Raw genomic sequence first — 17,994 nt, forward strand, 5'->3', positions numbered from 1 at the left:
GATCAATCTTGCATTTAGGAATCACTAAAGCCATACATCAGGCCCCCATATTATTTAATATCTTCGCCAGCCCCTCTGTAAGCTTGCTTCGCGAATAACAAGCAATCTCCTCGCTTGTATTTATTTCCAAAGCATTCTGTTGGTGTAAAACATAATAGTTTCTAATGTATGATTTTATAGCCTCAACATCATCAAATTCAGCAATATTACCCGCATTACAGTTTCTTAATGCTTCACTCAGATCTCCATCTGTAGGGCCTATAGCCAATATGGGCCTACCTGAAGCCAGGTATTCAAAAAATTTACCCGGTAACGTACCCTGATCATTTTGTGAATTAAGTGTAATAAGAAGAAGAACAGCGGTTTGCTGATATAGTTTCAGTACCTGTTCGTGTGGGATATACGAAACAAATGAAATAACATTTTTTAGCAAGGGATCTTCCTGTACCTCATGCTTTAGCGCTTGATTAATACTGCCAATGAATTCAACCTGCAGTTTAAGGCCTTCCGATGTTAACTGTTTTACTGCGGTCAAAAAAGACTGAGGCCTTACTTCATCAATAAGTCCAATATGGCGAATAATGAATTCTTCAGGTTTTCTTCTTTCTATATTTTGAAAATCAGCATCATCAAAGCCGTTGGTAATTACTTTTACCTCTCTGTTTCCTAATTCGGATATTTCCTTAGCGCAATACTTGCTAACAGTGGTTACAACATCAGCATATTTTAGCACTTTGCTTTCCAGTTTTCTATGACGCTTTCTAACCCAACTGGTTAAATAAAAATTATCAAACAAGCTCCACGTACTCCAGGGATCCCTAAAATCAGCCAGCCATTTAACTCCCGTCCTGTGCTTTAATTGTAAGCCAATCAGATGCATACTATGAGGTGGTCCTGTTGTAACAATTACATCTATATTATTGGTTGAAACAAAATCCTGCAATACCTTAACCGCTGGTTTTACCCAAAAAACACGAGGATCGGGTATGAATAAATTTCCCCTTAACCAAAGTACCATTTTTGTTAAAAGTCCTTTATCCTTTTTCTTGACCAGATCACTCTGTTTGCTATTTTTATTTTTTATCTTATTAACAAAAACGTATGGTTCCCAAATGGGTAATTTAACCACCTCTATATCCTTGGATACATCAGCTACCAAACTGGCATCCTCCACTTCAAAGGAAGGGTTTTCAGGGGTAAAAATGACAGGTTCCCACCCATGCTGAGGTAAATATTTCGCAAACTTCAACCACCGTTGCACTCCGCTTCCTCCACTGGGTGGCCAATAATATGTGATAATTAGAACTTTCTTCATTGCTGCAAATATAACAGGTCATAGCACATGAACCTTTAATATTCACAAAACCTGCTTATTAATGCCCGAGGTGACATCAGCTTTTTATTGAAATGACCGCCAAAGAAAAGAACAAGGAGAGCAACAATATCAAGGCTTATTATGGAAATCATATATTTTATTTTTATACCATCGCAACCTTTGGCAAAAATCAGTTGTCTTAATAATAATAGGGTTCCTGATGCGTTTGTTCAATAACGAACAGTCATAAAGTTCATAATCGGTCAGTGAATATCTTTAAAATGTGATTTTTCCCAAAACTTTGGGATGGTCTTGATTTTGCTAATTCATTGAGGGGGTAAAGAACTTGCCGTCATTTAAAATTCTCTTTGTAAATCATGGAGATTACCATAAATAAAGCCGACCATGAAATGGCTAAATAAAAAAACGTTGACCGTTATAATAGGTTTGATAGTAGCAATCATTATCTTGATGAGTTCAAACCTGAGGGCTGTACCAAACCTAAAAGAAGCGGAACAGCAATCATTTTTTCGACCTTTGCATTTTCAACAAATATCTCTTAGCAGGATTATTAATTTTTTATGAATCGCAAATACCTAAACATGTACAAATTTCTATTAACACTTATTTGCTTATTCCCATTTTTTATCAACGCTCAAGATGATGTATATAACCTTGACAAAACCTATGAAATTGCCTCCAATGGGCTGATAAGGTTGACCAGCAGCGATGCTAAAGTATACATTACCAGTACCAACCGCACTAATGCCCGTGTAAAAGTTTACAGAAACTTGAAAGGCTCCTTAAGCTTGGGGCTGAGCAGTTTCGCTATGGATATAAAAACAGGCAATGGCAGTCTGATCATTACCGAAAAATATAGCGGAAGCAGAATAAACCTCATGGGATCATCGGGCGAGGAGTATAAAATTGAAATAGAAGCACCAAAAAATGTAAGGTTAGATATTCACGGAGATGGAGATAAGTACAAAATCTCCAATATAGATGGATCAATTGAGATGTACCTAGATGATGCAGATGCCGATCTAAAAAACTGTAATGGCAAAGATTTCAGATTCACTTTTTATGATAGTGATATCCGTCTGGACAAAGGAGCCGGCAGTCTGTTTGTAAAGGCCAATGACGGTGACTTGCAAATATCTGAAGGGAAATTTGATAAAGTTAATGCGACAATTGAGGATGGTGATCTGGTAATGACCAATGCACTTGCAAATAGTGGTGAGTATTTTTATGACATAGATGATGGCAATCTAATTCTGAATTTCACGGAAGGAGGTGCAAACATTGACATTACTCATGAAGACACCCAGATCAATGCCTCTGAAGACTTTACTCCCATCCAAAAGAATGAAAACCGCACCAGACTTGCTTTTAAGACCAGCAATGCCAGTGTAAAAATAAGGGCCGAAGATTCCATGGTAAGCATGACATCTACCAAATGATGTTTTAGAAGTTCAACGTTCGTTCAAATAGCAGGCACAAGCACTATTACATGCCTGCTGTTTTACTGTATTCAGAATGACTAATAGGTCTCAACTAAAATCACTGCAAACAGAGACTTGATATTAACTTTCTTCCCGTCCAGCTGATTCAGCCTCTTCAAAACTACCTTTGTGCAAAATAACTTCTCTTTCCCCTTCGGTGAGGCGCAAATCCCCTATATACTTTTGAGGGGTAGGACGGTTTAGTGACATAAAAAATAAAAGAAGCACATAAAATAAAACAAAAACAGCAGAAGTAGTTAAGTAAAGACCAACCACAAAGATCACCGAACCTAGCTCAATAAGCCCATATAACTTCAGGCTTGCAATATAATAGGCCTCTAACTTGTAGCGCAGAGCCCCTTTCAAGTTAACAGTCTTCAATTCTTTTTTAAACATAAAATACCCACCAACAACTGCAGCTACTCCAAGCACTGGCAATAAATAAGTAAGGATAAAAACTATTGCATTATTATCAAGCGCTGGCTGCAGTTCCCGGTGCCTCAACTCTAAAAACAAATACACAAAGGCCGCAAGCGGCAAAGCAAGCATCGCATGGAAAACGAAACCTAGCTTATTGTGAAAACTTTCAGGACTTTTAAATGACATTTAGATAAATTTTGCGGTCAAAACTAATAAATTACTTCCTTCAAAAACAATATTCACTATTTTTGTGAAGATGGTGGGAGCAGAAAATTTAAGTAGAAAAGAACAAGTAATCAGAACAGCCTCAGAGCTTTTCAAACAAAAGGGATATTCCGCCACCTCCATGCGTGATCTTGCACAAGCGCTAGGAATTGAGGCAGCCAGTCTTTATTCACATATCAAATCTAAAGAAGAGATTCTTCAGGCGTTGTGCTTCGAAATGGCAAAAAGGTTTCAGCGATCACTCAGGGAAGTTGAAGGCGCAGATATCTCCTACAGTGAAAGGCTACGCAGAGGAATAACCGGACACATCCATGTGATGGCGAAAGAGCTGACAGCCTCAGCCGTGTTTATGAATGAACACCGACACCTAAGCCAGCCTTACTTGCGTGATTTTCTTTTAATGAGAATCAATTATATCAATAGGTTTAAAAAAATAATTGAAGGAGGCATAAAAGCAGGAGAGTTCAAAGCTGTTGATACCAAACTGGCTGTTATGACCCTTTTCTCATCGCTGAACTGGATGCCCCACTGGTATGACCCTTCAGGAATCATCGACCCTAGTGAGCTAGGAAACCAGTTAGCAGGTATGCTTATTGAAGGTTTAAAAACCAAATAATTGATTATTTTGTTGTAAACTTGAAAAGAATTAAACCCCTAATATTATGTACGGAGGCGGAAACACATTTGAATCAGCCAAATTTGAAGGTTTAGAGAATGAAGACCCTCAAAAGCTTGCTGAATTTGAAGCCCGAATAGAAAGAGGTGAAAAGATCGAACCCAACGACTGGATGCCTCAAATGTATAAAAAACAACTCATCCGAATGATCGAACAGCATGCACATAGTGAGATCATCGGAGCTTTACCCGAAGGTACCTGGATAACAAGGGCTCCCGGCTTTAAAAGAAAGCTTGCTCTTATGGCAAAAGTTCAGGACGAAGTGGGCCATGCACAATTACTATATAGTGCTGCTGAAACTTTAGGCAAGTCTCGAGAGCAAATGATTGATGACCTGATTGAAGGAAAATCAAAATACTCTAATATATTCAATTACCCTGCCTTTACATGGGCAGACTCATGTTTCATATCATGGTTGGTTGATGCAGGTGCCATTGTTAACCAATTAGCAAATGCCAGAGGCAGCTATGGCCCATATTGCAGAGCACTGGATAGAATCTGCGCCGAAGAATCATTTCACCTCAAGTACGGTCACCACTGCGTAATACATATGGCTACCGGCACTCCTAAGCAGAGACAAATGATGCAGGAAGCGATTGACAGATGGTGGGGACCTATGATGCACTTCTTCGGACCTCCTGATAAAGTATCTGTACATACAGAAGTACTCATGAAATGGAAAGTAAAAATGGCATCCAATGATGAGTGTAGAAACCAGTTTCTTGACATGTATGTGCCTAAAATATGGGAATTGGGATTCACCATTCCTGATCCTAATCTAAAAAAGAACCCTGAAACGAAGAAATGGGAATACACTGAACCGGATTGGGATGAATTTAAACGAGTAATCAATGGTGATGGCCCCTGCAACGCAGAACGCCTGGCGGTAAGAAGAGTGGCTGAAGAAAGAGGCAAATGGGTACGTCAGGCATTACTGACCCCAAAAACAAAATATGTCACTCCGTTGGCATAACAAAAAACAAGGCTGCTATTAAGCAGCCTTTCTTATTACTAAAGGCTTGTAATCCTGCTACTTATCAAGCAGGCATGTTATCCTACATTTGGAATAACTATCATATCCCTTTAGGGTAAAACGAATTACCGTAAACGATTGCATAACATTATTTAAAATGACATCTTTGAAGCGTCATTTTTTGCTTGAAGAAAATAAATGGAATCACTAGACCCCAGAGTAAACAGACTCGACTTAAAAGGATTTCAGGGTAACCTTACGAGAAAAGCACCCTTGGATCAATTCGGAACTTTCGAAGTTTTTATTCAAATGAAAGAGGGCAAGCCTTATCAACATGAGGGTATTGTTCACGCACCAAATGAAGAGATGGCTTTCATTTTCGCAAAAGAACAATTTAGCAGAAGGTCTACCTGTTCAGGGCTATTCGTTGTAGAAACGAGAAATGTATTTGTAACTGATTTTACAGAAGGCGAAGACACTATTTACAACTATATTTCTGATGAATTCCCAAAAGAAGGTGATAAAGAAGAATATGAGTTCTTCCACCTGATGAAAAGAGGAAAACAACACCAGCATGTAGGCTCCGTTGAGGCCAGAACCCCTCAGGAAGCATTGGCACTTGCTAAGCCTGCTTTCATTAATGAAAAGCCTGTATTCAACGCCTGGGTTGTCAAAACCAGTGACATTTTATTCACATCTGAGGAAGATAAACATATCTGGGATACCTTACCTGAAAAGAAATTCAGGGATGCTTCTGATTACAAAGCTTCAGATAAAATTAAAGCCTTTAAAGAGCGTAACGCTGGTTAATTTTTAAGATCATGAACGAGACTGCACTAAAAGAACTTTTATATAAAATGGCTGACGATCAACTTATCATTGGCCACAGGAACTCTGAATGGACCGGAATGGGACCATTGCTGGAAGAAGATATTGCATTTTCATCGATGGCTCAGGATAAAGTAGGACAAAGCCATGCATTATACCAGATGTTACATAGCCTAGGAGAGAGCGAGCCAGATACTGTTGCTTTCACCAGAAATGCAGAACAGTTCCATAACTGTACACTGACAGAACTTCCAAATGGAGAATATGACTTTAGCCTGATCAGGCATTTCCTTTTTGATACCGCCGAGGCAATACGCTTTGAACTGCTAACTGAGTCAAGCTACGCTCCTTTGGCACAACTGGCAAAAAAAATACAAGGCGAGATCAGATACCATACCATGCATGCTAATGCATGGATAAAGCAATTAGGTTCAGCAACTGAGGAAAGTGTTAACAGACTTCAAACTTCGCTTGAGAAAGCGCTACCTTATGCCCTGGGCATTTTTGAACCATCTCCTTATGAACAGGAGCTAATAGCTGAAGGCATATTTGCAGGAGAAGAGGTTTTGAAAGAAAAATGGATCAGCCGAATTACAGAGATATTATCTCAAACCAGTCTTCAATTACCTGATTTAAGCACTTTAAAGCCTGAATTTGGAGGGAGAACAGGGCAGCATACAGAGCATTTGCAACCTCTTGTTGAAGAAATGTCAGAAGTATTTAGAATAGATCCGGGTGCAGAGTGGTAACTTTGAACTTCAATAGCACGCTTACTGTTAAGGTTTTGAATGCAAATTACTGAAGAACAAATATTAGAATGGCTTGATGCTGTAAAAGATCCTGAAATACCAGTACTATCGCTGGTTGACTTGGGAGTGATCACCGATATTGACATCGACGATCATCGTGTACGAGTCACAATGACACCCACATTTGTAGGGTGCCCGGCCATTGATTACATGAAGCAGGATATTACTGATGTCCTTAACAGCTATGGTATTGATCATGTAGATGTTGAGGTCTCTTTTGAAAAGTCATGGAACTCTAATATGATTACAGATAAAGGCCGAAAAGCACTCAAAGACTTCGGTCTTGCCCCTCCCCCAAAACATAATCTCATCGTAGATATTGATATACTTGAGAACATTGAATGTCCAAATTGTGGAAGTACTAACACAGTGCTAAATACTCCCTTTGGGCCTACAGCATGCCGTTCTATCCATCATTGCAATGACTGTAAAGAGACTTTCGAGCAATTTAAGCCCGTTTAGCATCTAATTCTAAAACTTAACCTCCTTATACAGCAAAGCCCCTGAACAAAAGTCCAGAGGCCTCTACCTAAACAAAATATACAAAATCAATTAAAGCTCACTTCCTTTATGTCTTCCCACTTCACATAGATTGGATCATTACCTCCTTTAAAAACCAACACCCCAGTATTGTGGTCAGATACATCCTGCCGTTCTCCTAAAAGTATCTTTTCACCATTCTTAAGTTCCACATTGCTGTAGTCGTAGTTCTTCGGCATTATTTTTTTAATATTACCGAAGGGTATGAAGTATTCTAAGTGGTTATCCTTGCCCTGAAGCATCTCATAACTATACTCTTCATCCAGGTCGTAAACTATTTTTCCTTTTATGGTTTCTCCACCCGTTGTAACCACAAGGCCCTCTAACTGCCTTTGGCCTTTAAAATCAATATATTTTTTCAGAGGGAATGATGGTTTGCTCAGAAATTCCACCTTCTTAAACTCCTTCCATGGTATATCCACGCGCCCCAATTTCTCGGTAGTTACTACGATCCCACGGTTTTCAGAATTCACATCATTGGTACCTCTTAAATCCATATCACGACCTGACTTTAGCTCTATCCGACTGCTATTATAGCCTTCTCTTTCTATGGATGAAATATTACCAAATTCTATTGATAACTCACCATCCTCTGTATCACCATCAAGCTTATCTGTAGAAAGACGCTCATCATGATCCCATTGAATATAACCGGTAAATGTACCTTCATATGTCTCGACCACCCCAAACAATGGCTCCCCAAATGCCGATGCTGACTTCCCATTACCTTCTCCAAACTCTATAATTTCGATTCTTCCCCAACTAATGGAGATCTCACCAAGTTCCGCATCAATAATCTTTACATCAGTGCCGACATCATTGTACCCCTCTCCTTTTATTTCCTTCTTCGTTCCGTTTTGGAACGTCACTTCTACCTTGTTTCGGTTAAAGGGCTTGATTGTTTTTATCTCTCCAAACTGACAAACCAACTGATGGGTGTGATCATATTCATCCATACGATAACTGATACTACTGGCTATCCAGTTAACAAAACCTTCCCCAAAACTTTGATGCCGCTCTTCCAACTCTCGACGCTGATCTCTGGTAAGGTATTGTAGGTTGTCATTTTCTTCTTTTGAACTATTAAAAATATCTGTCCAAAAGACTTCTTCTTTTCCCCACCGCAAGGGACCTTCAAATGTTTTACCGTCTATGGTTACAATCTTCCCATAGATATATCCCCCATTTTGAGCATGAACCGGTGAAGTAGCAAAGTTTGTAAGAAAAATGAGAGTGAATAAATAAAAAAACTGTTTCATAGTAATTTTGAGTTTTGACCTTGAAAGTAATTTGACCTTTTATTGTTTTTGACCTTATACTTCAAATGTCGTTACTCGCATACATTATAAAAAGGAGATAAGGATGAGGCGGTATATTACATCCCTCAATCGGGATATGTCAGGACCAATCCGACGCCATGATTTCCACACAAACACTAATAAGCATTTATTTAAGACTTCTTACTGGTCCAGCCAGAGTTTAAATTCCGGAGTCTTTTCAGAACTAATAATTACTTCATCATCAGCCTCCGGCGTAAGGTTGATCTTTATTCTACCCTTAAAATATGGGTATATCTCACTAATAGAATCAAATTTTACCACATACTTCCTATTGGCTCTGAAGAAAATCTTTGGATCCAACTGTTGGTCAATGGACTCCAGTGGGTGGTCATAGGGGTATTTCCTATCATCATTAGTAACAATGTAAGTTAACTTATTCTGACTATAGAAGTACGCAATTTTTTCAACTGGTACCGCTAATATTTTATTGCCGCTCCGGATCATAAATCTCATTTTATATTCCTTCTCACGGCTCTCAATCATCTTCCGTAACTGTTCGTACGGTATTGCCTGAGTCGGTCCTGATAACTTTTTAAACTTATCAATGCTGGCTTGCAGTCGCTCTTTATTAACCGGCTTCAGCAAATAATCAATGCTATTGGTTTCAAATGCCTTTACAGCATACTGATCATAGGCAGTTGTAAAAATTACCGGTTTATCTACCTGTACCTGTCTGAATATTTCAAAACTCAGTCCGTCTAACAACCGGATGTCGCTTATAATCAAATCCGGATGTTCATTTTGTTCAAGCCAATCCACAGCATCCTCTACAGACTTCAAAACACCGACAACATTCAGTTGATCATCTACCTCCTGAAGCAGGTTTTGCAATTTATCTGCTGCTAAAGTTTCATCTTCAAAAATAAGAACTGTCATTTCAATCTATATTTTCAGCTATGCTATACATTTTCCACCTCCAGTAACGGTACCCTTACCTCAAAGCTGTTGTCTCCACTTAGCACCTTCACTTCCTGATTTGTAAAGTAAGCATACCGCCTACGAATATTATCCAAACCACTGCGGGAGCTATCCTTTAGCTCTTCAGACCTCGGATATAGCGAATTCCTCACAATAAAATAATTATCATCGCTACTCTTAAGCAAGATATGCAAAGGTCTCTTTTCACTTATTATATTATGCTTAATGGCATTTTCCACCAGCATTTGCAATGTCATAGGTGGTATCATTTTCATCTTGTCCTTACTTTCGATATCCTCAGTAAAAACAATCATATCCTCAAACCTCGTTTTAAGCAGAGCAATATACGATTTGATAAAACTCAATTCCTCATCCAACAATATCAGGTCTTCATCTTTGGATCGCAATATAGTCCTATATACATCTGCAAAATTATCGAGAAAGTTTTTAGAGAGGTCTTTATCCTTGTCTATTAAAGAAGAAAGAATATTGAGATTATTGAAAAGAAAATGTGGATCGAGGTGATTCTTAAGAGACTCCAGCTGTGTCCTGATATTTTCTTTTTTGAACTTTTCAGCATTCAGTGCTGATTTCTTCCAATGCTGAAGAAAATGCAGGCTAAAATAAATTGAAAATACTGGAATAAACATGATCAACCCATAGACATTCATCACTATAAATTGCTCTCCGGTTGGAGGATTAGAGGTAAACATGGCCTTAAAAGTGAGGTATGCCAGGTTGATAATGATCAGAGAATATATAATACCCAGAAGAAGGTGGGTAAAGAATCGGCGATTTCCATAACTCAGCCATGGAAAATGTTTATCCAACTGAATGGTGATAAGCTTGTTTCCAAACCATAGCAGGACCAAAACTACCACAACCCAGGTCCCGGTAAAGTATAATGCAGAATCAATATCCATCTGCCATAAATAATAAATCAGTATGGCAAATAAAACCATACTGATCCCCCAGATACATATATTTTTTTGCTTTAACACCAAGATCGGACAAGCTGCATAAAAGTCTTAATCAAAAACTATTTCCATGATATTCTTCCAATCGATAAACTCTTGCTCTGTGCCTCCTTTTTTCAGGATCAGAATACCATCATTTTCATCAGATACATCTCGCATACCTCCAAGCAGCAGTGTTGTGCCATTTTTCAGTTCAACCAGCGAATAGTCGTAGTTTTTAGGTGTTACTTTCCTGATATTTCTGAAAGGTATATGATATTGAATCTCATCGTCCATCCCCTCCAGAATTTCCACATCCCATGATTCATCAATATCATAAATTATGATACCAGATACACTTTTCCCTTCATATAAATATACCGTACCATTAAGCTCTCTGGGCACTGGATAACTTTCATAGGGCAGCCCGCTATTTCTAGCCGTTGAAAATTCAACACTTTTAAATGCCTTCCAGGAAATCTCTATTTTCCCTGTCCCTTCAACCGAAACTATTACACCTCTGTTTCCCGAATCTACATCATTAGAATTGGTAAGGAAATAAGTGCTGCCTGATTTTAGCAAAACGTTGCTACCATTATTGTCCTTTTCTATTCGCTTAATATTTGAAAAGCTAATGGAAACCTGCCCGCTTCGAGCATCCCCATCCAATTTATCAACGCTTAATCGTTCATCATGATCCCACTGCACGAAGCCTGTAAAACTACCTTTACGAGCAGTTTCTACTGTCCCAAACAACGGATTACCCATAACAGCAGACAGCTTATCAGGACCCTGTTCAAATTCAATTTTAAGAAGTTTGTTCCAGGCGATGGTGACAAGACCTAACTCCTTATCCATAACTTTAATATCACCCCCAAGGTCATTATACCCTTCTCCTCCAATTTCAAGCTTCACTCCATTCTTAAGAATCAGGTTAACTCTGGAAGGGCCTGTTATTTCAACTATTTTAATATCTCCGAACCGGGAAACAAACTGATGAGATACTGAACTTCCCTTGTCGTCCCAAATGCTGGAAAGCCTCCAGTCAAAATCGAGCCAGGAAGTGTTTTCTTTTGTTTTTTTAGAAACATCCCCATAATTATTCCTATAAAGTTTGATACCATTGAAGAGGTCATTCCAAAAAGCCTCTTCTTTTCCCCATCGGATCTGCCCGTGATAGGTATTGCTTACAGTATAAACCTTACCGTAAATAAACCCTGCACCAGATTGTGCATTAGCCTTTGAAAAAACAATCAATAACGCAATCAACACACCAAAGAAGAACTGAATTACCCTTCCGTGCTTTCTCCACAAATCAGTATATTGCATATTGCTCATGTGGTAAAGAAATGATAAGCAAAGGTTAGAAAAAAGGTTTAGTCGCTCTAACAGGCAATATACAGACTGGAAAGGGATATAGGCAGACTGAACCAGCACAAGCGAGAAAAGAAATTAACCACCTATCTGTTTCACTCGGTAGCCCTCGTCTCTCAAAATATCAGAAGCCTTTTGCCTGAAGTCCCCTTGTATTAATATTTCGCCATCCTTTGCAGAACCTCCAACACCACATTTAGACTTCAACAGCTTACCCAGTTCCTTCAGGTCATCCTGACTTCCAACAAACCCGCTTATTAAGGTAACCTGCTTGCCACCACGAGCTTTTTTATCCAACTCTACCCTAAGGTTTTGATCCCCGGGAGGCAAGGTTTCATCCTCTTCTTCTCCTTCATAGTTGTACTCATAATCATCATTGGTAGAATACACTACGCCATCTCGGTTTTTCCACTTATTCTTTTTCGCCATTTCGTTCTATTTTTAAAAGTCAGGACAAGGGATTTGCATCACATTTTTTGGAGGTTTACGCGGATCACGGCTCGACCATGAGTATGAAACAGAAAGCTCATGTGCTCCTCCACTACCGGAACCTAACTTAGATATGGTGTAGTCATAGCTATAGCCAATATTAAAGACTTCGCCATTACCTCCTTTTTTCGTAAACCCAACCAATAAGACCACTGATTCATTATTATTGAACCCCTCCAGCTTCTTAAAGGGTAAACCCCGGTACCAAGTACCAAAGATCAAAGGTTCAAGTGTCAAGTAAAGACCTAAATCCAATTGATCAAACTCACCTTGCGTTTTATACTGAAAGGTTGGGGTCAAACTTCTCTCCTGAGGGCGCGCATACAGACCGCTACCCATGGTCCCGGAACTAAACATCAACTTCACACCACCATGTAGAGAAAGTTTTGTTGGTAACTCTTTAGGATCAGCACTTTCTTCAAAAGCCTGATTGGGCTTATTCAGGTGATGAGCCGCAACTCCAAGCCATGCATTTTTTGTATAGATCACACCACCAGCAGAAAGATCTAAGAAATTTTTACTGAGATTTCCGAACGTCTCCCCTGTTGGGTTTAATATTTCACCTGTATTTGGATCAAACTGATCCCCAAAAGTAAGATCGCTAAAATTAACATTCCTGTTAAAGAATGCAGCCTGCAAACCAGGCCTGAATGTCAGCCAATCTGTAATATAAAGCTGATATGCATACTGCAAACCTATACTCGTAGATTTTAAACCTGCCTGTCCTTCGGTATCACGCATCAACAGGAAGCCTACACCACTATTTTTATTTTCTATATAAGTATCAAAATAAGCTGATAAGGTAACAAAATTCGCCTCTATGGCTGGCCATTGATTACGGTAGTTCAACCCCACCCTAGGCTGCTGCATAGCACCTGCAAAGGCAGGGTTCAAATACAAAGGTGCAGCATAAAATTGAGAGAATTGTGGATCCTGAGCAGTTACCACAACAGGGGCAGCCAGCATCAATAGACAAAAAAGTATTAAAGATCTTCCCATGGAGATGTCCGATTTTTGCTTTGATAAGCAAAGTAGGAAATTAAACTAAAAATTTTTACAAGAACCAAAAATAAAGAAAGTTAGTGTTATAGCATAACGGCAATTTGCAGTTATTTGTATAAATTAGTATTGAATACTGTAAATAATAACATTACTCAATACAATCAGAGCTTACTTTTCTCAGTTATTAATTTTGAACTAATATAGATAGGAATGCCTTACTTTCATGGTCGCAGAGTTTGTCTACTCTTTTTTTTAATGGTTGGTGTTATTTTTCAGGCTTTGTCTCAAAATTACTCGGGAGTAAACTGGTATTTTGGAAGCAATTCTGAAGGCATACGCTTTGTCCGCCCCCAGTTGCGTGCAAAAAATGTCAGCACTCCTTTTGCACTGGGTACCGGTGGTAGCGCAGTAGCCTCTGACCCCATCACAGGTGAGGTTATTTTCACCACAGACGGCAACTTTGTATACGATGGTATGGATAGGGTTTTGCCCACAACACTTGGGGGTAACACGACCCTTAATCAAGGGGTTTCCATAGCACAAAACCCAGGTAATCGTGACCAGTTTTACATTTTCACTATTGATAATGGCACAGGGTTATTGGAGTTCACGGTATTCGATCTTACTCAGTACAGCGGCCCTCCGGGATTCCCTGCCCCTGCCGAAGGTGACTTGGTAGGTCTACCCGCCAATACAGGACTTCCTGCAACCCCCAGGTCATCAGGTATGATCATTATCCCTAATGATACCAGGGATGGCTTCTGGCTAATATCTCACCAAACAGGATCCACAAATTATGATGTACTTGAAATTGATGCTACAGGTGCTTTCTCTATTAATACTCAGTCTGTAGGCGCAATCACAAATGCAGTAAACTTATCTTTTAACCAGGCTACATCACAAATAGCAGTAGCTCCATCTGCACCAACACAAACCGTGGAGATACTATCTATTGACCAATCAACAGGCACACTATCACTGGTCACCAATATTCCAGGCACGAATGCGAGTACTTTAGGAATAGAAAATATTTACGATACCGAATGGTCAAACAATGGCGACTTCTTATACCTTTCCGGAAATTTTGAGACAGGTGTAGACTCATTAATGCAAGTAGATCTTACCCAGGCTGTCCTGACTCCCCGCCCGATTTTCACCTCCGATATGGTAAGAAGTTATGGTATTCAAATGGCTCCCGACAGTGCCATTTACCATCTATACGAGAATTCAGTAGGCTCAATACTGCTAGGGAAAATCAACGCTCCTGACACCCTTTTTACGCAGGTATTATATGATCCCAATACTTTCCGAAATGTAGACTTTGGCGGCAGACAATTTCCTGCATTTCTTCCTCAAATAAATCAGGATATTGATGCTGATTTCTCGTTTTCAGGTGTTTGTCAAAATTCTCCAACACTTTTTTACCCCACTATTACGCCAGACTCCGATAGTGTTCGATGGGACTTTGGTGATGGGGCCTCATCATCTCAATTAGCTCCTTCACACACCTACGCTGATGCAAATACTTTTGACGTTACGCTCACAGCCTTTTTGAATGGTGACTCTGTAGCGGTAACCAAACCGGTAACTATAACTGCCTTTGACATTCAAATATCCGTACGTACAGATACTACTTTTTGCCGTGAAGATTTTCCCCCTCCATACGGAACTAATGGGACCGCCAGCGTAGTGGCCCAAATCAGTGGCACCCCAACCAGCGTGATCTGGTCAAATGGCGATACTGGCAATACGCTTACACCTGACTCATCCGGCTACTATTATGTAATAGCTACAAACGCCTCCGGTTGTACAGCACACGCGGGAGTGACGGTAAATACTTACGGAGAAGATGAACAACGCGCGAATGTCTGGTATTTTGGCAACAATGCCGGAATTGACTTCAACCCGCTTCCTGACAATCCGGTTGCTCCAATTCCATTCGGGAATGCAAATATTTACAATGGAGGCAATCAACTTCAGGCTCCCGAAGGCTGTGCCATTTACTGCGACCGCAATGGTCAGCCTGTATTTTACACTGATGGATTAGATGTGTTTGACAGTGACGGTAATCAACTTACAGGAGCTACCCCTGCCGACAAACTCGGCGGAGACCCTACAGCAACTCAATCTGTTTTAATAGTGCCATTCCCCGGAGATGAAACCCTATTCTACATATTTACAACGGAAGAGGTGTATGGTACAGGGACATATGACCTCAAATATTCAGTGTTTGATTTAAAAGATGAAAGCAATGGCACTAAAGGTGCGCTGGTAAGGACAGCAGCAGGAGACCTGACCACCACCATTTCAACCGGCGTAACCGAAAGAATAACCGGAAATGATAGTTGGGTAATTGTTCATGACTTTGGAAATGATAATTTTAAAGCGTTCCCGATTTTAGGAGATGGCATTGGCAACCCTGTAGTCTCCAGTGTTGGATCTTCTCATGATACTGACAGAGAAAGTGAAGGCTACATGATATTAGGCCCGGGAGATATACTGGCTGTAGCCCTGTCTGAATCAGCCAACAACAACTATATTGAGCTCTTCAATTTTGCAGATAGTACAGGTGCTATCGATGAAATTACACAACTTGACTTTAACAACCCTGCCCCGATAAGTGCAGGTGTTGATGGTGTTACAGCCCCGTCCAGTGTAAATGGACAGGTTTATGGTATCGGTTTTAGCCCTGACGGGAGCAACCTTTTTGCAACACTTCAGGGAGCTTCTGAAAGTCATATATACTGGTGGCCTCTCGATTCCACAACTACTACAGCAAATACTACCGACCCTAGCTACATAAGGGACTCCGTGCGCTATGTATCGGGCTCTAACCTGACTCTTGGAGCTTTACAGGCCGGTCCTGACGGGGTTTTATATATTTCGCAAGAAGGACAAGGTTCTTTAGCCACTATTACAAACCCGGGACTGAACATAGGTGAGGTTCCTATTATTAACGGTTTTGGTCTGTCAGCTGGTACCACCAGTCAGCTTGGTCTACCCAATTTCATTCAAAATATAGGCTCTCCATTTAACGGAGCCAGCCTTGTAGTAATGAACGGTTGTGATGGAGATGCACTGACTATAAGCATTTTCAATGCTCAAAATCTTGAGAGCTACTATCTCAATATTTATAATCAGAATGACTTGAATACGATAGTTAGAGGGACAAGAGTTTTAGATCAAGACAATCCTGATTTCACATTCACACTTAATGAACCAGGAACTTATGTAGCTACAGTAACTATAGACCCTGAGTGTTCAGGAATTAGTAACACTAACATGACTCCTCAAACATTTGTAGTTAACCCGCTTCCCGATTTTGATCTGGCGGTAGTGAGCGGACCTTCCATTTGTGGAGCCAATGACGGAGTTATTTCTGTAGATTTCGCGTCATCAGGTGATATTAGCTATACTGTAAACGGACCAGTGTCTTATGCAGCAACCACCGTGACTGGCCCTGGCACTTTTAACGTCAACGGTTTGTCAGCAGGGTTTTATACTGTAACCGCTAACTTCCTGGCCACAGGCTGTAGTGACACAAGAACAATATCACTTAATGACCCTACTTCATACACTCCTGATGATCAACCGGTAAATAGCAAATGTAGCAATGCAGAAGGCGAACTAAACATTACTTTCTCCCCCTCTTCTGCTGCACCAGCATCCTATAGCTGGAGATTGCTTACTCAAGGGTCAAACCTTCAGGTAGCTTCAGGAACCGAAGCCAATATTCCTTTCCAGTTTATATCTACGGGTGAGTATTATCTGGAAATAACAGATGCAGGTGGATGTTTAACTTTTGCAAATGTATCAGCAACACCCCCTCCTCCCATTGACCTTGAACTTCCTACAGAGTTTTCTGTATGTGATGAGGCCATTGCCAGGGTACCTTATCAAACTTCCAGCAATCAACTGGCATCAACTAACCCAACTATGCAGATTGAGGGCGACAGCATTATACTGGTTACGGAGCCAGGAACTTACACTGTAACAGCCTTTGGTGACGGAACCAATACATGCGATATTCAAAGGTTCTTGACTGTTTCATTTTCACAATCAGACCCAATTCCATTTGACTCAAGATATGCTATATGTCCCGAAGACCCATTGGTCTCCAATACTTTTGTGACCATCCCTACTCCGGGATTCTCACGAGTTGAATATTTTGACGAAGATGGAAACCCTCTGCAAAACGGAAATGGCTACAACATCTTTGCAGACAGTATTCAGGTATTTGTTACCGGTATTGTTAACGTAAGAATGACAAACGCTTTCGGTTGTGTAACCGAAGCCGAGTTCAATGTAATTGAAGACTGCAAAGCCAGGATCAATGCCCCAAATGCATTTACTCCAAACGGAGACGGTCGAAACGATAACTTCCTGGTATTCCCGGTACTGGTATCTCCTGATGATTTCCAGATTTTCATCTTTAACCGATGGGGAGAAATGGTATTCCAATCTTCAGATCTCAATTTCGAATGGAATGGTGGGTATAACAATGACCCGAGCAGACCATTAACCGGAGGCACTTATGCTTACCGGGTTGAATTTAAAAGTGTAATTGAAGGCAGGGATGATTTGCAGGAAATGCGCGGAGGTGTAACTTTGATACGGTAAAGTTGTT

The 17,994-nt window shown here is 40.2% G+C and carries 15 protein-coding genes; 7 read left to right on the top strand and 8 right to left on the bottom strand.

Annotation, left to right across the window (positions count from 1 at the left end; all coding sequences use genetic code 11):
* Positions 1 to 37: 37 nt before the first annotated feature.
* Complete coding sequence (locus JMN32_RS18650) at positions 38 to 1,315, bottom strand: glycosyltransferase family 4 protein (RefSeq protein ID WP_202857882.1); 1,278 nt, start codon at positions 1,313 to 1,315, stop codon at positions 38 to 40.
* 602 nt (positions 1,316 to 1,917) lie between these two features.
* On the opposite strand from JMN32_RS18650, the gene JMN32_RS18655 reads away from it, so the two are divergent.
* A complete protein-coding gene (locus tag JMN32_RS18655) occupies positions 1,918 to 2,775 on the top strand; it encodes a DUF4097 family beta strand repeat-containing protein (RefSeq protein ID WP_202857883.1) in 858 nt (285 codons plus the stop codon).
* 123 nt (positions 2,776 to 2,898) lie between these two features.
* On the opposite strand, the gene JMN32_RS18660 is transcribed toward JMN32_RS18655, so the two are convergent.
* Positions 2,899 to 3,423 (bottom strand): hypothetical protein, encoded by a 525-nt coding sequence (locus JMN32_RS18660; protein WP_202857884.1) that lies wholly within the window; start codon positions 3,421 to 3,423, stop codon positions 2,899 to 2,901.
* A gap of 70 nt (positions 3,424 to 3,493) precedes the next feature.
* Between JMN32_RS18660 and JMN32_RS18665 the strand changes: the two genes are divergently transcribed.
* The 5 genes from JMN32_RS18665 to paaD all read left to right on the top strand — a co-directional run bounded on the left by JMN32_RS18665 (position 3,494) and on the right by paaD (position 7,210).
* The gene (locus JMN32_RS18665; protein WP_202857948.1) at positions 3,494 to 4,078 is read left to right on the top strand and encodes a TetR/AcrR family transcriptional regulator; all 585 of its coding nucleotides are present in this window, start codon (positions 3,494 to 3,496) and stop codon (positions 4,076 to 4,078) included.
* Between the two features lie 46 nt (positions 4,079 to 4,124).
* The gene (gene paaA / locus JMN32_RS18670) at positions 4,125 to 5,111 is read left to right on the top strand and encodes a 1,2-phenylacetyl-CoA epoxidase subunit PaaA (RefSeq protein WP_202857885.1); all 987 of its coding nucleotides are present in this window, start codon (positions 4,125 to 4,127) and stop codon (positions 5,109 to 5,111) included.
* Between the two features lie 198 nt (positions 5,112 to 5,309).
* Entirely contained in the window at positions 5,310 to 5,921 is a 612-nt protein-coding gene (locus JMN32_RS18675) for a phenylacetic acid degradation b (protein WP_202857886.1), read from the top strand.
* A gap of 11 nt (positions 5,922 to 5,932) precedes the next feature.
* Positions 5,933 to 6,688 (top strand): 1,2-phenylacetyl-CoA epoxidase subunit PaaC, encoded by a 756-nt coding sequence (paaC, locus tag JMN32_RS18680; RefSeq protein WP_202857887.1) that lies wholly within the window; start codon positions 5,933 to 5,935, stop codon positions 6,686 to 6,688.
* Positions 6,689 to 6,727: 39 nt separating this feature from the next.
* On the top strand, positions 6,728 to 7,210 hold the full coding sequence (paaD, locus tag JMN32_RS18685) for a 1,2-phenylacetyl-CoA epoxidase subunit PaaD (protein WP_202857888.1): 483 nt from the start codon (positions 6,728 to 6,730) through the stop codon (positions 7,208 to 7,210).
* An 86-nt stretch (positions 7,211 to 7,296) separates the two neighbouring features.
* Here the strand turns inward: paaD and JMN32_RS18690 are convergent, their stop codons facing one another.
* The 6 genes from JMN32_RS18690 to JMN32_RS18715 all read right to left on the bottom strand — a co-directional run bounded on the left by JMN32_RS18690 (position 7,297) and on the right by JMN32_RS18715 (position 13,364).
* Positions 7,297 to 8,547 carry a hypothetical protein gene (locus tag JMN32_RS18690; protein WP_202857889.1) on the bottom strand — a complete coding sequence of 417 codons (1,251 nt, stop codon included), beginning with the start codon at positions 8,545 to 8,547 and terminating at the stop codon, positions 7,297 to 7,299.
* Positions 8,548 to 8,748: 201 nt separating this feature from the next.
* Entirely contained in the window at positions 8,749 to 9,504 is a 756-nt protein-coding gene (locus JMN32_RS18695) for a LytR/AlgR family response regulator transcription factor (RefSeq protein WP_202857890.1), read from the bottom strand.
* A 23-nt stretch (positions 9,505 to 9,527) separates the two neighbouring features.
* On the bottom strand, positions 9,528 to 10,469 hold the full coding sequence (locus JMN32_RS18700) for a sensor histidine kinase (protein WP_202857891.1): 942 nt from the start codon (positions 10,467 to 10,469) through the stop codon (positions 9,528 to 9,530).
* Positions 10,470 to 10,574: 105 nt separating this feature from the next.
* The gene (locus JMN32_RS18705; protein WP_202857892.1) at positions 10,575 to 11,831 is read right to left on the bottom strand and encodes a hypothetical protein; all 1,257 of its coding nucleotides are present in this window, start codon (positions 11,829 to 11,831) and stop codon (positions 10,575 to 10,577) included.
* 123 nt (positions 11,832 to 11,954) lie between these two features.
* Positions 11,955 to 12,305 (bottom strand): translation initiation factor, encoded by a 351-nt coding sequence (locus JMN32_RS18710; RefSeq protein ID WP_202857893.1) that lies wholly within the window; start codon positions 12,303 to 12,305, stop codon positions 11,955 to 11,957.
* 12 nt (positions 12,306 to 12,317) lie between these two features.
* Complete coding sequence (locus JMN32_RS18715) at positions 12,318 to 13,364, bottom strand: PorP/SprF family type IX secretion system membrane protein (RefSeq protein WP_202857894.1); 1,047 nt, start codon at positions 13,362 to 13,364, stop codon at positions 12,318 to 12,320.
* Positions 13,365 to 13,622: 258 nt separating this feature from the next.
* On the opposite strand from JMN32_RS18715, the gene JMN32_RS18720 reads away from it, so the two are divergent.
* Positions 13,623 to 17,987, top strand: coding sequence for a T9SS type B sorting domain-containing protein (locus tag JMN32_RS18720; protein WP_202857895.1), 4,365 nt, complete (start codon positions 13,623 to 13,625; stop codon positions 17,985 to 17,987).
* Positions 17,988 to 17,994 lie beyond the last annotated feature (7 nt).

This window comes from Fulvivirga marina (genome assembly GCF_016775155.1).
GTDB lineage: Bacteria > Bacteroidota > Bacteroidia > Cytophagales > Cyclobacteriaceae > Fulvivirga > Fulvivirga marina.